We start from the raw sequence: 16737 nt of genomic DNA, 5'->3' as shown, positions 1-16737 counted from the left end.
CCGGGGGCTGCGGGCCGGGGGGGGGGCGGGCCCCCCCCGCGCGGGCCCCCCCCCCGGGCGACCGCCGTCAGCGGCGGCCCAGGACCTCGGCTATCCGGATGAACCCGTCGGTGCCGTGGCCGAGCCCGATCGCGCGCCGGGCCAAACCCTCGGCCGCCCGCATCACTCCCGCGTCGATGCCGTGTGCCTCGGACACCTGGACGACATGCGCCATCGACGACACCGCCGACGTGAGCGGGTTGCCCTCGCCGGAGAAAGCGCCGCTGTCCAGTTCCGCCGCCGACCCCTCGAAGATCGGTGGCAGGATCGCCCCGATCCCCTTGGCGAAGGGTGCCAACTCCCGGGCGGTGACACCCTCCGCCCGGGCCACCGACAGCGCGTGCGCGTAACCCGCCATCGCGGTCCAGAAGATGTCGAGCAGCGCGATGTCGTACGCGGCCGCGCGGCCGATCTCCTCGCCGAGGTAGGTCTGGGTTCCGCCCAGCGCGTCCAGCGTTGACCGGTGCTCCTCGTACGGTTCCTTCGGGCCACTGTGGATGAACACCGCGTGCGGCGTACCGATGGTGGTGGTCGGCGTCATGATCGCACCGTCCAGGTACCGGATCCCGTGTTCCGCCGCCCACACCGCGGTGTCCCGGGCCCGGTCCGGCGTGTCGGCGGTCAGGTTCACCACCGTGCGTCCGTTGAGCGCGTCGGTAACGGCCGGTTGGCGCAGGATGGCGTCGCTGGCGTCGTAGTTGACCACACAGACGACGGTCAACCGGCTCGCTTCGACCGCCTCCGCTGCCGTCCGGGCGCCGATCGCGCCCCGCTCGACCAGTTCCCGGTCCCGGCCGGGAGTTCGGTTCCAGACCGTGGTCGGCAGGCCGCCGGCCAGGAACGCGCCGGCGAGGGAGCGCCCCATCGGGCCCAGGCCGAGCACCGTGACGGCGGACCTGTCAGCGTACGGAGACATACTCAACTCCTGTAGGGGTGTCGACGGACGACGGTGGATGGACACGAAGATGACGCGCAGTCGGGCCCAGGACATGAACGTCTGCGGGGTGACCGCCGCGATCGCCGTGATCGACGGCAAGTGGAAGACAGTGCTGCTCTGGCTGCTCGAAGCCGGCCCGCACCGCCCCGGCGAGCTGCGTCGGCGGCTGCCGGGGCTCAGCGAGAAGGTCCTGACTCAGGCACTCCGGGAGATGGAGAGCGACGGACTGGTACGCCGAGAGGTGCACGACGTACTGCCGCTGAAGACGGTGTACTCGCTGACCACGTTCGGCCGTGAGCTCTCCGAGGCGCTGGCCCCGCTCGCCGACTGGGGACATCGACGTCTGGAGAAGCTTGCCCAGGCCCAGGCCCAGCCTTCCTGAGTCATCGTCCGCCTCCCCGTACCGTCCGGATCTGCCGGCCTCGCGCCGCCCACCACCACTGTCGTCGCAGGGGCGGCCGGCGGACAAGTACCCACAAAAAGGTGGGTACCGGGGGTGACGTGGGTGACCGGGTGGCCGCGGTGCACCGCCCTACCGCACCCGGGCCGCTGAGGCCCGGGCACGGCACGGTGCTGCGCGATCAGCTCCAGGTCATGTCGATCTGGCGCTCGAAGGTGACGTAGCCGGCCCGGGCGAAGGCCTTCGCCATCGGTACGTTGCCGACGTCGGTCGCCGCCCGGACCCGTGGTACGCCCTGGTCGGCGAGCAGCCGGGTGCCGGCGGCCAGCACCTCGTCGATGTAACCGTGCCCACGGTGCGCCGGCACCACCCCGATGTACGCGATGACCGGGTTGTAGCCGTTGTGCGCCGGGATGACAAAACCGATCGGCTCACCGTCCGGCAGGGTCGCGATCCGCCACCACTCGGCAGGGCTGGGATAGCGCAGGAGTTCGGTCTGGTACTGCTCCTCGGCGGCCTGGCGGGCGGTCATCCGGGTCAGCTCGTCGCGGCTGTGCGCGTCGAGGCTGCCGTCCAGCACCAGGGTCATCAGGTCGACGAGTTCCCCGGGTTCCCGGACCGGCCGGAAGGTGAGTCGGCCCGTCGGCGCGGGAATCGGGGTGCCGGGACGCCACTCCAGGCGCAGCCGCTCGACGAAGAGTGTGGCGCCGGTCCGCTCCAGGACCTCCATCCGGTCCTGGACGGCCCGACGGGTGTCGTCGTGGTCGCGCCAGTCCGGCGGGATGAAACGGGTGTATTCCGGTGGTGTCGCCCCGTCGGCCACGACGGTGGGCAGCGCCGCCGCGAGCAGCCGTACGCCGTCGTCGGTGCTGTCGGCGATGTCGAGGATGTCCATCACCAGCGGGTGCTCGTCGCCGGGGCGGGACCACCAGGCGGCCCGGGCCACGACACGGTCGCCGCGCAGGGCGAGCCAGAGCCATTCCGGGCGACGTCGACCCTCAGCCAGGTCGTTGGCGACTTCCTTGTTGAGGACGTACGGCAGGCTGTTGAACAGTTCCAGCTCGTCGGGCCCGCTGATCGGGCGCAGGGTCAGGTCGGTGTGGTGCAGAGTCGTCAAGGCATTCTCCGGAGGAGGGCGCCCTGTCCGCGCCGGGTTCAGCGTTCCTGGCTGCCCCGGGAGGACGTGAGCGCGGTGTGCGTGGCATACATGGCCCAGTCCTCCTTTCTTGTTCGGCTGTCCTGGTCGGTACGGCGGTAAGTTCTACCTGGCGGAATTGTCCGCGCGCAAGCGATTAACCGGCCGTGCTCGGCTCAGTTCCCCCGCAGGCGGAATTCGTTGCCGTCGGGGTCGGCCAGCACGACGGTGCCGTCCGCACCGGCATCGAGCCGGGTGGCGCCGAGGGAGACCAGCCGGTCGACCGCGGCCTGCTGGTCGCCGTCGGCCGGGGCCAGCTCGAAGCGCTGCCGGGTCCGCAACTCTTTCGGGGCCAGGGGCGGGCCGCCCCACGCGACCTTCGTGCCGCCGTGCGGTGACTGGATCGCCGTCTCCTGGTCCTGGTCCCAGACCAGCGGCCAGCCCAGCGCCTCGCTCCAGAAGAGGCCGACCTCCCGGCTGCCGTCGCAGGTGATCTCCCCGAGGAAGCCGCACCCGGCGAGGTAGTTGTTGCCGGCCTCGATCACGCAGAATTCGTTGCCCTCGGGATCGGCCAGGACGATGTGCTCCTCTTCGGGCAGCTGCCCGACGTCGAGGTGGTTCGCGCCGAGGCCGAGTGCCTTCGCCACCGTGTGCTGCTGGTCGGTGGGGCCGGCGCTGGTCAGGTGAAGGTGCATCGGGTTCGGCCCCGGCTTCTCCGTGGGGCTCGGCGCGAACCGGAGGCCGAGCTGGGCGTCATCGCCGGGCAGGAGGAGACCGCCGCCGTCCTCGACGGCCTCCCGGTCGAGCAGGCCGGCCCAGAACTGCGCCAGGCGGGCCGGATCGTGCGCATCGAAGGTCACTGCCAGCAGTCGCGAGAGCATCAGCCGACAGTAGATACGGGCAGGGAGGACAACAACGTGTTTTACCGCGCCGGCCGGTCGGGCCCTGACCTTCGACCCGACCGCCTGGCGGTCCTTCGTACGCGCTGTCAGAGCCCGGTGGCCGCTACCGGATCCTGCTGTTGGTCAGCTGCTCGCTCAGCTGCCACAGGCGGTCGGCGAGCCGCGGGTCGACGGCGTAGGACATCACTCCGACGGCTGTCTCCACCCGACCTGTCATCACGTCGATGGTCTCGTCCGGCACGGTGAGCAGCGGCGAGACCTCGTTGTTCTCGCAGTAGACGCCGCCCACGCCGTCGAGTTGCGGGGCGGTCGCGCACCAGACGATGGTCGACGCCCCCTGCTCGGGGGTCTTGCGGCCCGACTCCGGGTCGACGACTCGGTTGCCGTGCTCGTCGACGAGGTTGTTCGTCAACAGGTACTCCGGAGTGGTCCACGGGCTCAGGTTCGTACCGATGATGAGGCCCGGGTGCAGGGAGAAGCCGCGGATGCCCTCGGCTTCGCCGCGCTGGTCCACCCCGACCGCGAACAGGATGTTGGCGGTCTTCGACTGGCCGTAGCCCAGCCATCCGTCGTACTCGCGTCGCTCGAAGTTCGGGTCGTCGAAGACCACGGGCGAGAGGTTGTGTGCCCAGGCCGAGACCGTGACCACCCGTGCGCCCCCGGCCTGGCGCAGGGCGGGCCAGAGCCGTGTGGTGAGTTGGAAGTGCCCCAGGTGGTTCGTCGCGAACTGCGCCTCGTACCCGCGAGCGTCCCGGGTCAGCGGCACGTTCTGGATCCCCGCACTGTTGACCAGGATGTGCAGCGGCCGTCCGGTGGCGAGGAACCGGACGGCGAACGCGTCGATCGAGGCCGGATCCATCAGGTCCAACTCGTCGACTTCCACGCCGTCGATCCCGGCGAGCAGGGCGCGGGCGCGGTCCGGGTTGCGTGCCGGGACGACAACGGTCGCGCCGGCAGAGCGCAGGGCACGGGTGGTCTCCAGGCCGAGGCCGGAGTGGCCGCCCGTGACGATCACGGTCCTGCCCGACAGATCGATTCCCCTGATGACGTCGGCGGTGGTGGCCGCGGCGCCGAAGCCGGAGCCGATCGGTTGTTGTGGACTGGGCATGGCAGATTTCTCCTTGCCGGAAGAGGTGCTGCGGACCCGTCCGGCACGCGCCTCCCGGGCGACGCGGACGCGCTCGTCCGCTGTCTGTTCGGCGTGGCTCGCCGTGGTCGCCCGGTTGGCGACGTCCGGTACCGCGTTCTCGAGTGCGGTCCGCAGGTGAGTGGGTGTGGTTCAGGCGACTGCGGTTGACCGGCTGGTGTGTTCCCAGGCGGTGACGTCGGCGAGGAGCGCCTGGTGGTGTTCGCGTAGGCCGTCGACCGCGTCGCCGCCGAGGAGGAGCCGCAGTGGTGGGTTATTGCTGTCGAGGACTTTCAGGATGGCGGCGGCGCCCTTTGCCGGGTCGTTCGGTTCGGCGTTGGAGAGTTGGTCGGTGAACCGGCGGGTCGCGCCGGCGGTGTCCCGGTAGGCGGCCATCTCCGCGGTGACGTGCTTGTTGGTGTTGAATTCGGTACGGAAGGCGCCGGGTTCCACGATCAGCACCCGTACGCCGAGTGGTGCGAGTTCGGTCGCCAGCGTTTCGGAAAGTCCTTCCAGGGCCCATTTCGCGGCGTGGTAGGCGCCGAAGCCCGGGTACGTCTTCTGTCCGCCGAGCGAGCTCATCTGCACGATTGTTCCGCTGCCCTGTTCACGCATCAGCGGTACGACGGCTTTGGTGACCTCGGCGGCGCCGAAGAAGACCACTTCCATCTGTTGGCGTAGTTCGGCCATGGAGAATTCCTCGACGGCGCCGAGGACCAGTGAGCCGGCGTTGTTGACCAGGACGTCGATGCGGCCGTAGACCGCCAGCGTGGCTCGTACGGCGGCGTCGATCGAGGTGGGGTCGGTGACGTCGAGGGCCACCGTGCTGATCTTTCCCGCGCCCTGTCGGGCGAGCTCGGTCAGGGTTTCCGGCTTCCGGGCGGTGGCCATCACCCGGTCGCCGGCGGCGACCGCGGCCAGTGCCAGTTCCCGGCCGAAACCGGAGGAACATCCGGTGATCAGCCAGACCCGGCCCGGTGTGTTGTTCTGCATTCGTCCGCTCCCGTTGGTGTTCGTCGTGGGCAGGTTCGATGGTGCTGGCGGCTGGTCGGCCGCGGCCAACACCGGTTACCTGCCACGGCGGCAGTCTCGGCCTGTGACCCCTGATCCTCGGCAGCCCAGGTACCTCGTCGCCGTCGCTGAGGAGTCGAGGTCCACCCGGGCGGCCGGCCGATTCATGATCACGCGGCAGTCGCGGTCACCGCAGATTCCCGGACCGCACCAGTGACCGGAATTCCGGGGATTCCTCGCATCGGAACCAGGGCCACAGGCCGTGGCTGGTGCCGTGCCAGGTGATTGGTGTTGGCCGGTTCCGACGGGCCCGGGCCAGTATCGTCCCTGACAATGCACCAGGGGCCATCGTCCCGTTGAGCACAAGGAACCACCATGAGCGATTTCGAACCGTTTCCCGAACAGGTGGCAGATCGGCTGGCAATTCGCGAACTGGTCGACGCCTACGCCCGATTGGCGGACCGACGCGACGCCCAGGGACAGGCGGCACTGTTCACCGACGACGCCCACGTCGCGGTGTACGACGGCGAGCCCGACACGACCGAGCCGGCGCAGACCCTCACCGGTCGGAGCGAGCTGGTCGCCGCCTTCGGCTCCCTGCGGAACTACGACAAGACGACGCACCTCAACGGCCAGAGCACGCTGACCGTCGACGGCGACCGCGCCACCGGGGAAACCTACTGTCTGGCGCACCACCTCTGGACCGAGGAGGGGCAGCGCACGCTCATGGTCATGTCGATCCGGTACCACGACACCTTCGTCCGGCGGGGCGGTCGATGGTTCTTCGCCGAGCGCCGACTCATCACCGACTGGGTCGACCGTCGGCCTTCGCCCGCCTGAGGGCGATCCAGGGCGGGCGCGGGTCGGCCGCGTCCCAGCAGGCCGGGCCGTCGTCGGTGCCGGTGCCGAATCGGTTCAGGGCAGGATCTCGACGTACCCGTCGGTCCCGTGCACCCGGATCCGTTGCCCGTCCCGGATGAGCCTGGTGGCGTCCACCACACCGACGACGGCCGGCAGGCCGTACTCCCGGGCGATCACCGCGCCATGGGTCATCTGGCCGCCCACCTCCGTCACCAGGCCCGTGATCGCCACGAACAGCGGTGACCAGCTGGGATCGGTGTAGGCCGTGACCAGGATGTCGCCGGGCTCGAGATCGGCCTGCGACAGGTCGAGGATGACCCGGGCCCTGCCCTCGACGGTTCCGGCGGACACCGGTAGACCGATCAGGGAACCGGCCGGCACGTCGTCACGCCGGTACGCCCCGGTGACGGACTCGCCGTCGGAGGTGAGAACCCGGGGCGGCGTGAGCGTACGGTACGTCCGGAACTCGTCCTTACGCCGCGCGATGAGCTGGTCGTCCGCCCGCGCGGTCCGTACGACGTCGTGCAGCTCCTGGAAGGTGAGGTAGAAGACGTCCTCCCGCTCACCGATCACGTTGGCCCGCACCAGGCGTTCGGCCTCTTCCAGCAGGGCCTGCTTGTAGACGAGGTAGCGGCTGACGATGCCGTACTTCGGGTACTCCCGGTAGCCGATGAAGGTCCGGACCCGGTCGATCATCCGCGCGGCCTCTTCGGCTTTCCGCTCCCCGTCCGGCAGGGCCCGCAGGCGGGTCAGCACATCCTGCCGCTTCCGCTCCGCCTCCTGCCGCCCCTGTTCGAAGCGCCGCTCGCCGGCCCCCGGCTCGAAGAGCCTGATGTTGTCGAGGATGAGAGGTACGAGGGTGCTGGGGCGTTCGCTCCAACGCGGCCTCGTGATGTCGATCTCGCCCACGCAGCGCATGCCGTACCGGTCGAGGTAGGCCTCGATGGCGTCGCGCGCCTCCGTCCCGCCCGCCAGCTTCGGCAACTCGTCCAGGAAGCCCTCGTCCTCGACGCCCTGCAGGAACGCCACCACCTCCGGATACGGACGGATCACGTCCGCGACGTCGAGCAGCGCCAGTCCCATCTCCGACGTGACGTTGCCGGGAGCGGACAGCGTGAGGGTGTCGGCCGCGTTCTTCTCGCCCAGCCACTCCGCCAGCCGGTCGTTGAGCCACCAGGTGGCCTCCATCCCCGCCATGATCGCCTGCATGCTCAACGGGTCAGCGAGGACCCGCTTGTGCTCCTCGAACGACGTCAGCAGGAAGTCGAACAGTGCCGGTCCGGTCAACGTCGAGATGTCACGCCGCAGGGCGGCGACGGACGCCTGGCTGCGTTCGACCAACTCGGTGACGATGGCCGGATCGTTCTCGATCGGGCTGGACGCGCCGCCGACCGGTGGCCCGCCGGGACCCGTGTCCGGCAGCGTCGGGACGAAGTCGCCGCGGTCGAGGACGGTCTGCAGCGCGTCCCTGGTCAACGGATCGGACCTTCCCGCCATCTCCAGCAGGCCGGCACGGCTCGCCGGCGAGGCCAGACGTCGGGTGACATCGACGAACAGCCGCCCGCCGGCCTCGTGCATCGGCGCCATGGCCGTCAGCTGCCAGACGGACACCCCCAGGGGCTTCATCGGGTCGGTCATCATCTGCTGGTGACCAACGGAGAGGTAGACGTGATTCTCCTGGTCGTCGGTCCGGGGGACGGGAAACAGCGTGGTGATCGGCCGGCTCTGGACGATCTGGAAGTCGTCGTCGACCAGGCACCATTCGATGTCCTGCGGGCGGCCGAAGTGTGCCTCGATCCGCCGGCCGAGCCGTACGAGCCGTACGACCTGCGCATCGGTCAGCGCCGGCTGGTCCCGCCGCCGCGGGTCGACCGCCACCTCCCGCGTACCGCCGGCCGGAAGGGCGTACACGGCACGCCGTTTGGCGGCGACCACCTTGGCGACGACCTCACCGTCGCGCACCTTGTAGACGTCCGGGTTCACCAGGCCGGAGACCAGCGCCTCGCCGAGCCCGAAGCTGGCGTCGACGCTGGCGACCTTCCGATTTCCCGTGACGGGGTCGGCGGTGAACAGGATGCCGGCCGCCTGCGGGAAGACCATCTGCTGCACGACCACGGCCATCTGCACCGTACGGTGGTCGACGCCGTTGCGCTGGCGGTAGGTCACGGCCCGCTCGGTGAACAGCGAGGCCCAGCAGCGGCTGACCTGCCGCAGGATCGCCGCAGACCCCACCACGTTCAGGTACGTGTCCTGCTGGCCGGCGAACGAGGCCGTCGGCAGGTCCTCTGCCGTCGCGCTGGATCGGACGGCGTAGGCGGTGTGCTCGCCGAACCGGGCGAGCGCGCGGGTGATCGCCGCCGCGAGCTCGTCCGGGATGACGATCTCTTCGATGGTCCGGCGGATCTCCGCGCTGAGCGCGCCGACCGCCTCCCGGTCGGCCGGGTGCAGGCGCGCCAGCTGGTCGAGCCGATCGTCGATCGACGGCGCCTCCGCCATGATCCGCCGGAAGGCGTCCGTCGTCACGCAGAACCCGGCCGGCACCTGGATGCCGTCGATTCGCGACAGCCCGCCCAGGTGCGCGCCCTTGCCACCGACGACCGGGACCCGCGTCTCGTCGACCTCTCGGAGATCCCACACGTACTGCTCGATCACTGCGACACCTCCCCGGCGGCCGTGTTCTGTCGCACCGCACCGGCCGACCGGACGACCGGCGGTGTTGGCTCTGTCGCGAACCTCGGTCCCACCACCGGTGCGACGTCACCGCGTCCGCCGTACCTCGACAACAACACCCGCACGTCGTGCCCCCGTTTCCGCAGGTTGTGGCCTCGGCCGACGATTCTGCGCCACGACCCGGGTCTTGCCGCAAGCCCCCCGGTGCGCTATATGTTAGAAGTGGCGAGGAGAGGATCTCCTTGCCTTCGTCTTTGTCGCCCCTGCTCCTGTCACGCCGGGTCCGCGGCCCGCAGCCGGGGCCACCGCTGCTCGGTCCAGGCCCGCAACAGCCACTCCATCGGTCCGTACCGGAACCGGGCCATCCAGGCCGCGCTGACGGCGAGCTGCACACAGTAGATCGCGACCGCGATGAGTACGACGACCGCGGGCGCGACGGCACCGGCGAGGCCCAGCCCGACGCCGGTGAAGACCAGCACGCAGAGCAGCGACTGACCCAGGTAGTTCGACAGGGACATCCGTCCGGCCGGCGCGAGTACGGCGACGACCCGCCGCCCCCGGTCGGTCTGGAAGAACTGGAGCAGGGTGGCGGCGTACGCGGCCGCGAGCAGCGGCGCGGTGAGCACACCCGCCGTCAGCCCGGTCAGGTTGGCGGTGCCGCCGCCCGAGGCGAAAACCACCCCACCGGCCAGGCCGACCGGATAGCCGAGCTGCTGCACCCGGCGCAGGAGCTGCCGGTTTCCGGCGATGTCGGTGAGCAGCCGGCGCCGCCCGGCTGCGTAACCGAAGAGGAAGGCCGAGAGGGCGAGCGGGCCCTGCACGACGAGCGCGCCGAACATCGCCGGCAGCTGGCGTACGTGCTCGGTGATCAGCGAGCCGAGCCCGCCCTGTAGCGCCTCGGTGGACCGCTGCCCCGCCGCGAGTGCCGTCGCCGGATCGGTGACCAGATGGATCCCGCCCGTGGCGGCGAGCGCGAGGATGAAGCCGATCCCGCCGGTCAGCAGTACGGCGACGCGCAGCGCGGTCCCGACGCCGACCTTCCGCATGGCGAGCAGGACCAGACCGAGCAGTGCGTACGTGGTCAGGATGTCGCCCTGGAACAGCAGCACCGCGTGCAGGACGCCGATCACGAATAGCCCGGCCAGCCGTCGCCGGAACCGTGGGGCGGGATCGACGCCGCGCCGCGCGGCGGAATCGAGCTGGAGCGTGAAGCTGTAACCGAACAGAAAGGAGAAGAGCAGGTACGCCTTCATCGCGAGGAGCAGCTCGACCAGCCACCGGACCGCCTGGTCGCCCCACGAGTCGTGCGCGGGGTCCGGAACCAGATGGAAGGAATAGCCGGAGGCGAAGAAGGCGATGTTGACGACCAGGATGAAGAGCAGCGCCACGGCGCGCAACGCGTCGACGTCGATGATCCGGGGGAGCGTCCCGGGCGACGCTCGATCCTTGACGGGCGGGTCCTCGATGGAGAAATTCACGCGACTACCTCCGGAACGGGCAGGAATCGTGGTCGATGGCTTTCCTGCGACCCTATGAAGCGGGTCTGTCCGGATGACAGCCGGTGAGCGGGAGGATCCTCGATGGGGTAGGCCCTACCGCAGGGCTCTCGCCAGGTAGTCGTATGCTCGTTTCGGGTGACCGGGACGCTGAAACCACGGTGAAATTGCCGCGATCCGGCCCGACGGCACAGTCGTGGCATGACGAACATCCCGACCGAGCCGGCGATAGCTGTCACCGGCCTGCGCAGGGCGTACGGCAGCCAGACGGTGCTCAACGGCATCGACCTGCAGGTGCCCGAGGGCATCACCTTCTCGCTGCTCGGCGCCAACGGGGCCGGCAAGACGAGGAACCACACAGGGATCCCAGATGAGACCAGGCGGAGCAGGCTGGTCGCGGTGTTGCGTAGGGTGGCCGGGTCGCGGGGTGTGTTGCCTTCTCGTCCTGCGGTGGGCCGGCGGTCAGAGACGAATGTCGAGAAGAAGTGGCACGGGTACCTCGCCCTCGAGTACCTCGGCCAGCACCGCTTTGTGTTCGGCGTCGATCGGGAACGGCGATTCCTGGAAGGCCCGCACCGCCGCGTCGTAGTCGGCCGACTCCACGACATAGACGAACACCGGTCCGTCTGCCGTTTCGAGAATGAAACCCTGTTCGTGGGTGACGCCTTCGTTGACGAACGTCTCCCGGATCTCGTCGGCCCGACGCATGCCCTCGGCGAGCCATGCCTTGAGCTGGTCAACCTTGCCCGGCCTGATCCGCGACACCTTGATCTTAATCATCGACATCCCCCTGTGCTACGCGTGCGTCGTACCGGATCCGGGCGTGCGTCGGGACAGTTTGCCGAAGCGCCCGGCTTCGCCTCGGCCAGGGTAGATCACTTCCATTGACCGGCTCGCGGATTGTGAGACAGACCATCCCCGGAATGGGTGGTGACGAGGCGCTGCCGTCGGCGGTCCCCAATCCGCAGAGCATTTCCGCGGTCGGTCCGGGCGGCCGGGCGGGCAACGCCGGGACGGCTCGGACGCGGGGGATCGTGTCGCGCGGGACGTCGCGGATCGACCGGCGGCGATAGGGTCACGGATCGTGGTGCATCCCCCCGGCTCCGACGCCATCGGCATCCTGTCCGTCCACTTCACCGGCCTGCGACCGGTGGGCCAGACCGCCACCGCCGAGCTGTACGCGGGAACCGACCGGGCCGGTGTCCCGGTGAGCGTCGCGGTGCTGACCGGGACGGCGGCGGCTGACCAGCAGGTGCGGGCCGCGTTCCTGGCGGCGGTGGGCGGCAGCAGTTACACCCCGCACGCCGGGGACCTGCCCGTGCACGCGGCCGACCTGTCCGGGGCGCGACCGTGGGCAGCCGTGCACCAGCGACCTGGCCAACCCGGCGCGGAACGGCTGCTGGCCGGGCTGCCCGGCGGATCCGTTCCGGTACCGACGTACACCTCACCGGCGGCCGTCCCGCCCGGCGCACCCCTGGCCATACCGCCGCACGGTGCGCCGTTCGCCGTGCCGCCGTTCGCCGTACCCGCCGTTCCGGCGCCGCCAGGTGCCGGTGCGGGATGGCCGTCCGGTCCCGGCGGGCCGCCGACGTCCCGAACGTCGGCCGGGATGTCCACCGGCGTGAAGACCGCGCTGATCGCCGGTGGTGTCGCCGTGCTCCTGGTGGTCGTCGTGGGAGTGTTCGCCGTCGGCATCCTGCTCCGCGACCCGGACGGGGAGCCGGCCGCCGGGCCGACGCCAGGTCCGTCGTCAACGGGACCGGCCGGGGCGCCGGGAACGGGCGAACCCACCGTCGAGCCCGGGAAGCCCTCGCTGCGTGACGTACCGGCGGTCACGGTGCTCGGTCCGTCCTTCGGCGCCGGCGAGCCGACGTACACGATGGCGTTCCGGGACTGGCCGTTCGCGTTCCGTACACCGGGGACCTGGGGCTGTCTGAGCGGCCGCTCGGACATCCCGGACAGCACGGGCTGGGTCTGCGTCGACGAGGGCAACCCCGGCAGCCGGCAGCAGGCCAAACTGCTGTTGCGCCGGTGCGAGACCACCTGCACGGCGGCCGAGCGGAAGGCGATGAACGAGGTCTGGTTGGAGCAGCCGGACGAGGCCACGGTGGTCCGGGACCGCACCTACTACCTGGAGACCGAACGCAACAGCCAGGGCCTGTACGAGGTGGTCGCCAGCCACTTCTTCGCGGACCCGGGTGGCGGGTCGGAACACTGGCAGGTCGGCGTCTACGTCTCGTCCCCGCCGGAGAACCGCGACGACGTGTTGAAGATTCTCAACGACGTGCTGACCCAGGCCGGGTGAACCGACGACGGACCGGCTCCGGCCCGGTCAGCGGGCACGCCGCTCGGGCGGCGGTTCCCGGCGACGGGCGAGGGCGGCGTGGGCCGCGTCGAGGCGTACGGCGTCGGGCCGCTCGGAGGCGTCGCCCGATACCGCGTCCGCCCAGTCGAGCAGTTGACGCAGGTGCGGATCGGCCCCGCCGGTGGTGACCCGGGGGCTGCCCAGGACCACGTCTCCGCCGGTCCCGTCGACGGCGATCACCGTGCCCTCGGGGATGGTCCGTCCGGCCACCCGGATGGCGTCGTCGGCGACGACGAGGTCGGCGATCCCGACCACGGCGGGTTTGCCCATCGCACGGGCCACCACCGCGGCGTGACTGGTCGGGCCGCCACGCGCGGTGACGACTCCGGCGGCCGCCGCGAGCCCGTGCAGGTCGAGCGGGGAGGTTTCCGGGCGTACCAGGATCACCGGGCCGGTGGCGGCCATCCGGACCGCACGGTCGGCGGTGGTCGCGACCCGGCCGACCGCGACCCCGGGACCGGCGCCCCGACCGCGGGCGAGCAGGTCGGCCCCGTCGCCGGTGGCGAGCCGCGGCGTACGGGCGTGTCGGAGTTGTCCGGGGGAGATCCGCCGCAGTGCCTCGTCCCGCCCGATCATGCCCTGGTCGGCGAGGTTGACCGCGAGCCGGACGGCGGCGGCGCCGACGAACCGGGCCGGGCGGACCTGCAGCAGCCACAGTTCGCCGGCCTCGAAGGTGAACTCCAGGTAGCAGGCGTCGCGGTAGTGCCGCTCGACCTGGTCCATCGCCTGGCGGAGACCGGTCCACACCTCCGGCTGCCGCCCGGCGAGGTCGGCCAGGGGCCGGGTCAGGGACCGACCCGACACGACCTCCTCACCCTGCCGTCCGAAGAGGACCTCACCGAACGGGACCGGATCGCCGGTGTCCGGGTTGCGGCTGAACGCGACCCCGGTGCCGCTGTGCTGGTCGCGGTTGCCGAAGACCATCGCCTGTACGGTGACGGCGGTGCCGAGATCGTGCGGGATGTCGTGGAGCTCCCGGTAGGTTCGCGCCCGGGGCGTGTCCCAGGAACGCAGCACCGCCACCACCGCCTGCTCCAGTTGCGCGGTCGCCTCGTCGGGCACCGGCGGGCCGCCCCGGTCCGCGACGGCGGCGGCCACCGCCTCGACCGCGCGGGACAGCCGGGCCCGCTCGTCGCCCGTCTCCGCTGTCCCGGCGGTCTCCGGCAGGGCTGCCGGACGTGCCGGGTCAAGGCCGGTCGCGGCGGCGAAGCTGGTGAGCAGGCCCAGCCGCGAGTCGAGGGCCAACCGCGGATCGCCGGTCTCGGCCGCCAGCCCGGCGGTCGCCCCGGTGGTGAGGCCGACGTTGAGGACGGTGGACATCATGCCGGGCATCGACACGCCGGCGCCGGACCGGACCGAGACCACCAGCGGGCGCCCGGGTCCGCCGAAGGTACGCCCGGTGGTGCGTTCGAGGTCGGCGATCGCGGTGCCGAGTTCGGCGTCCAGTCCGTCGGGCAGTCGCCCGGCCTGCCGGAACGCCCGGTACGCCGGGGTGCCGATGACAAAACCCGGTGGTACGGGCAGCCCGAGGCGCCGCAGCAGGACAAGACCGGCTGCCTTGGCGCCGAGCACGTCGGCCGGTGCGTCGAGCTCCGCTGTCAGCGGGTGGATCCACCTCATCGCGGGATGCCGAGGGTGGCGAGCAGGTCTTCGTGCAACTGGAACCACACGGTGTGGTACGCCTCCAGGTTGTCCGTCAGGTAGTCCGGTTCGCCCGCCGCCACCCGGGCGAGGGCGTCGGCGAGCCGGACACGGTAGCGGCCGAACCGGGGCAGCGCGGTCGAGAGCTCGGCGCAGACCGCCTCGGCCCGCCGGTCGAAGGCGGCGAACCGGTCCAGCACCCGGGCGTCGTACACCCGGTCGCGGTGGTCGTTGACCGCCATGACGCCGTCGACGGTACGGGTCTGCCAGGCGGTGCAGAGGTCGAGCAGTTCCGTGTTGAGCGGCAGGAACCGGTCGTAGGTCCGGCTGACGGCGGCCCGGGTTCCGGTGGTCCTCAGCTCGTCGGCGGTTCGGGCGGCGTCGGCGTCCCGGCCGGCCCCGGTCAGCCCCCAACCACCGAAGGTGCCGGGTTCGTGCCGGACGAGCCCGACGACGGCAAGGTCGATCAGCTGCGACTCGGCGTCGGTCTCGTCGAGCCCGGTCGCCGTGGCGATCCGGTCGAGGCGGGCGAAGCCGAGGCAGCGGAGGGTGTGCAACACCAGCCACCGTTGGTCCGTGAGGTCAGTCACCGTATCAAGATACTCGCAACATCCGAATGGTTGAAACATCTGAGCGACCAGTGGTCGAGCTGCCCGCGGACCGCGCGAGAATCCGCACCAACCGCGCTGACCAGCAGCGCCGGGCCGCCGACCAGCGGCAGCACCGCCACCGAGGCGTTGTCGGACCGGTCCGTCGGGGCGTACCCGCGCGCGGCCGGTGGACCGGTGTCCGCCCAGGCGGGGTCGACCACCAGGACCGAGCCGACCACGTGGGCGCCGCCGAGCACCGCCGGTCCCGACCAGCCGGGCACCCTCGGCCCGACCGCGAGATCGTTGCGGAGCAGGGTACGGCCGCCGTACCGCAGCCTCGTGCGCAGTCGTACGTCGCCGACCGGCTCGGCGTACCGGCCGCAGACCAGCTCCTCCCGCCAGAGCAGGGCGGCACCCTCGGCACAGTCGACCTCGGTGACCGTGACGTGGTCACAACCGACCGCCCCGATCAACGGCTCGGGCAGCCAACGCAGGGCGCCACCCGCCGCGACCCGGGCGGTGATGTGCAACCGGGACTCGCCACCGGCCCTCCCGGGCAGCGCCAGTGCGGCGGCGACACTCCGTACGCAGAGCCGGGCGCCCGGACCGACGTCGATCTCCAAGGCCAGGTCGTCACCGCCGAGCGGTCCGGCCGCCCCGCCGACCAGATGCAGTTGCACCTCACCGTCGGGGCCGGTGGCCAGGGTGCGACGCGGCAGCAGGGGAGGCTCGCCCCGGACGGTCGCCAGCCGGCTGCCCCGGTGCGGGTCGGCGACGACCTCGATCCGGGCCCGGGCCCGCATCAGCCGGGCAGCTTCGCGGGGCCGCCGACCCGGGTGGCGGCCAGCAGTCCCCGGATCCACTCCGCGACCTCGGTCGCCTTCGGGTCCCCGACCAGGGAGAGGAAGACGGTCGGCAGGTCACCTCGGCGGGCGGCGGCGTCCCGGGCCATCACCGACAGGTCGGCGCCGACCAGCGGTGCGAGATCGGTCTTGTTGACCACCAGCAGGTCGGCCGAGGTGACGCCCGGGCCGCCCTTGCGCGGCACCTTGTCCCCACCGGCCACGTCGACCACGAAGATCTGCCGGTCCACCAGCCCCCGGCTGAAGGTCGCGGTCAGGTTGTCCCCACCGCTCTCCACCAGCACCAGGTCGAGTGGCCCGAGGGTCGCCTCCAACTCCTCGACCGCGTCCAGGTTCGCCGAGATGTCGTCCCGGATCGCGGTGTGCGGACAGCAGCCGGTCTCCACCGCCCGGATCCGGTCCGCCGGCAGTACGCCGTTGCGGAGCAGGAAGTCGGCGTCCTCGGTGGTGTAGATGTCATTGGTGACCACGGCGAGCCGCAGTTCGTCGGCGAGCGCCCGGCAGAGCGCGGCGACCAGCGCGGTCTTGCCGGAGCCGACCGGACCACCGATGCCGACCCGGAGCGGCCGGGTGTGGGCGGGAGTCGCCGAGGGCAACGGCGGGTGCGGGTCGACCCAGGGATCCGGATGCGAGTGCGGCACCTCGTCTCGGTGCCCGTGCGGCAGGGCCGGCCCGTGGTCGTGTGGCACGGCCGGTCCGTG

The 16737-nt window shown here is 71.2% G+C and carries 15 protein-coding genes; 3 read left to right on the top strand and 12 right to left on the bottom strand.

What is annotated here, in order from left to right; all coding sequences use genetic code 11:
- Positions 1-67 precede the first annotated feature (67 nt).
- Entirely contained in the window at positions 68-955 is an 888-nt protein-coding gene (locus tag V1633_RS25745; protein WP_331216973.1) for an NAD(P)-dependent oxidoreductase, read from the bottom strand.
- A gap of 49 nt (positions 956-1004) precedes the next feature.
- Between V1633_RS25745 and V1633_RS25740 the strand changes: the two genes are divergently transcribed.
- Positions 1005-1358 carry a winged helix-turn-helix transcriptional regulator gene (locus V1633_RS25740; protein WP_331216972.1) on the top strand — a complete coding sequence of 118 codons (354 nt, stop codon included), beginning with the start codon at positions 1005-1007 and terminating at the stop codon, positions 1356-1358.
- A 199-nt stretch (positions 1359-1557) separates the two neighbouring features.
- Here the strand turns inward: V1633_RS25740 and V1633_RS25735 are convergent, their stop codons facing one another.
- The 4 genes from V1633_RS25735 to V1633_RS25720 all read right to left on the bottom strand — a co-directional run bounded on the left by V1633_RS25735 (position 1558) and on the right by V1633_RS25720 (position 5532).
- Positions 1558-2493 carry a GNAT family N-acetyltransferase gene (locus V1633_RS25735; protein ID WP_331216971.1) on the bottom strand — a complete coding sequence of 312 codons (936 nt, stop codon included), beginning with the start codon at positions 2491-2493 and terminating at the stop codon, positions 1558-1560.
- Between the two features lie 194 nt (positions 2494-2687).
- Entirely contained in the window at positions 2688-3392 is a 705-nt protein-coding gene (locus V1633_RS25730) for a VOC family protein (RefSeq protein WP_331216970.1), read from the bottom strand.
- Between the two features lie 124 nt (positions 3393-3516).
- A complete protein-coding gene (locus V1633_RS25725; RefSeq protein WP_331216969.1) occupies positions 3517-4521 on the bottom strand; it encodes an SDR family NAD(P)-dependent oxidoreductase in 1005 nt (334 codons plus the stop codon).
- Positions 4522-4692: 171 nt separating this feature from the next.
- Complete coding sequence (locus tag V1633_RS25720; RefSeq protein WP_331216968.1) at positions 4693-5532, bottom strand: oxidoreductase; 840 nt, start codon at positions 5530-5532, stop codon at positions 4693-4695.
- A 393-nt stretch (positions 5533-5925) separates the two neighbouring features.
- Between V1633_RS25720 and V1633_RS25715 the strand changes: the two genes are divergently transcribed.
- On the top strand, positions 5926-6390 hold the full coding sequence (locus V1633_RS25715) for a nuclear transport factor 2 family protein (RefSeq protein WP_331216967.1): 465 nt from the start codon (positions 5926-5928) through the stop codon (positions 6388-6390).
- A gap of 75 nt (positions 6391-6465) precedes the next feature.
- On the opposite strand, the gene rph is transcribed toward V1633_RS25715, so the two are convergent.
- The 3 genes from rph to V1633_RS25700 all read right to left on the bottom strand — a co-directional run bounded on the left by rph (position 6466) and on the right by V1633_RS25700 (position 11357).
- Positions 6466-9063, bottom strand: coding sequence for a rifamycin-inactivating phosphotransferase (rph, locus tag V1633_RS25710; RefSeq protein ID WP_331216966.1), 2598 nt, complete (start codon positions 9061-9063; stop codon positions 6466-6468).
- Positions 9064-9353: 290 nt separating this feature from the next.
- The gene (locus V1633_RS25705) at positions 9354-10559 is read right to left on the bottom strand and encodes a DUF418 domain-containing protein (protein WP_331216965.1); all 1206 of its coding nucleotides are present in this window, start codon (positions 10557-10559) and stop codon (positions 9354-9356) included.
- Positions 10560-11039: 480 nt separating this feature from the next.
- The gene (locus V1633_RS25700; protein WP_331216964.1) at positions 11040-11357 is read right to left on the bottom strand and encodes a DUF6176 family protein; all 318 of its coding nucleotides are present in this window, start codon (positions 11355-11357) and stop codon (positions 11040-11042) included.
- Positions 11358-11661: 304 nt separating this feature from the next.
- Between V1633_RS25700 and V1633_RS25695 the strand changes: the two genes are divergently transcribed.
- Positions 11662-12882, top strand: coding sequence for a hypothetical protein (locus tag V1633_RS25695; RefSeq protein ID WP_331216963.1), 1221 nt, complete (start codon positions 11662-11664; stop codon positions 12880-12882).
- A 27-nt stretch (positions 12883-12909) separates the two neighbouring features.
- Here V1633_RS25695 and V1633_RS25690 read toward each other — a convergent pair whose 3' ends face one another.
- From V1633_RS25690 to ureG, 4 genes are read right to left on the bottom strand one after another with little or no spacing between them, the layout of a single operon-like run.
- Entirely contained in the window at positions 12910-14562 is a 1653-nt protein-coding gene (locus V1633_RS25690) for a pyruvate, phosphate dikinase (RefSeq protein ID WP_331216962.1), read from the bottom strand.
- Complete coding sequence (locus tag V1633_RS25685; protein WP_331216961.1) at positions 14559-15173, bottom strand: transcriptional regulator; 615 nt, start codon at positions 15171-15173, stop codon at positions 14559-14561. The genes V1633_RS25690 and V1633_RS25685 overlap by 4 nt, the downstream gene beginning before the upstream one ends.
- The gene (locus V1633_RS25680) at positions 15170-15976 is read right to left on the bottom strand and encodes an urease accessory protein UreD (protein ID WP_331216960.1); all 807 of its coding nucleotides are present in this window, start codon (positions 15974-15976) and stop codon (positions 15170-15172) included. The genes V1633_RS25685 and V1633_RS25680 overlap by 4 nt, the downstream gene beginning before the upstream one ends.
- A complete protein-coding gene (gene ureG, locus V1633_RS25675) occupies positions 15976-16725 on the bottom strand; it encodes an urease accessory protein UreG (protein ID WP_331216959.1) in 750 nt (249 codons plus the stop codon). The genes V1633_RS25680 and ureG overlap by 1 nt, the downstream gene beginning before the upstream one ends.
- Positions 16726-16737 lie beyond the last annotated feature (12 nt).

The sequence above is a fragment of the Plantactinospora sonchi genome (genome assembly GCF_036422035.1).
Classification (GTDB): domain Bacteria; phylum Actinomycetota; class Actinomycetes; order Mycobacteriales; family Micromonosporaceae; genus Plantactinospora; species Plantactinospora sonchi.
The sequence above is the reverse complement of the archived record's forward strand: the minus strand, read 5'-3'. Positions and strand labels throughout refer to the sequence as shown.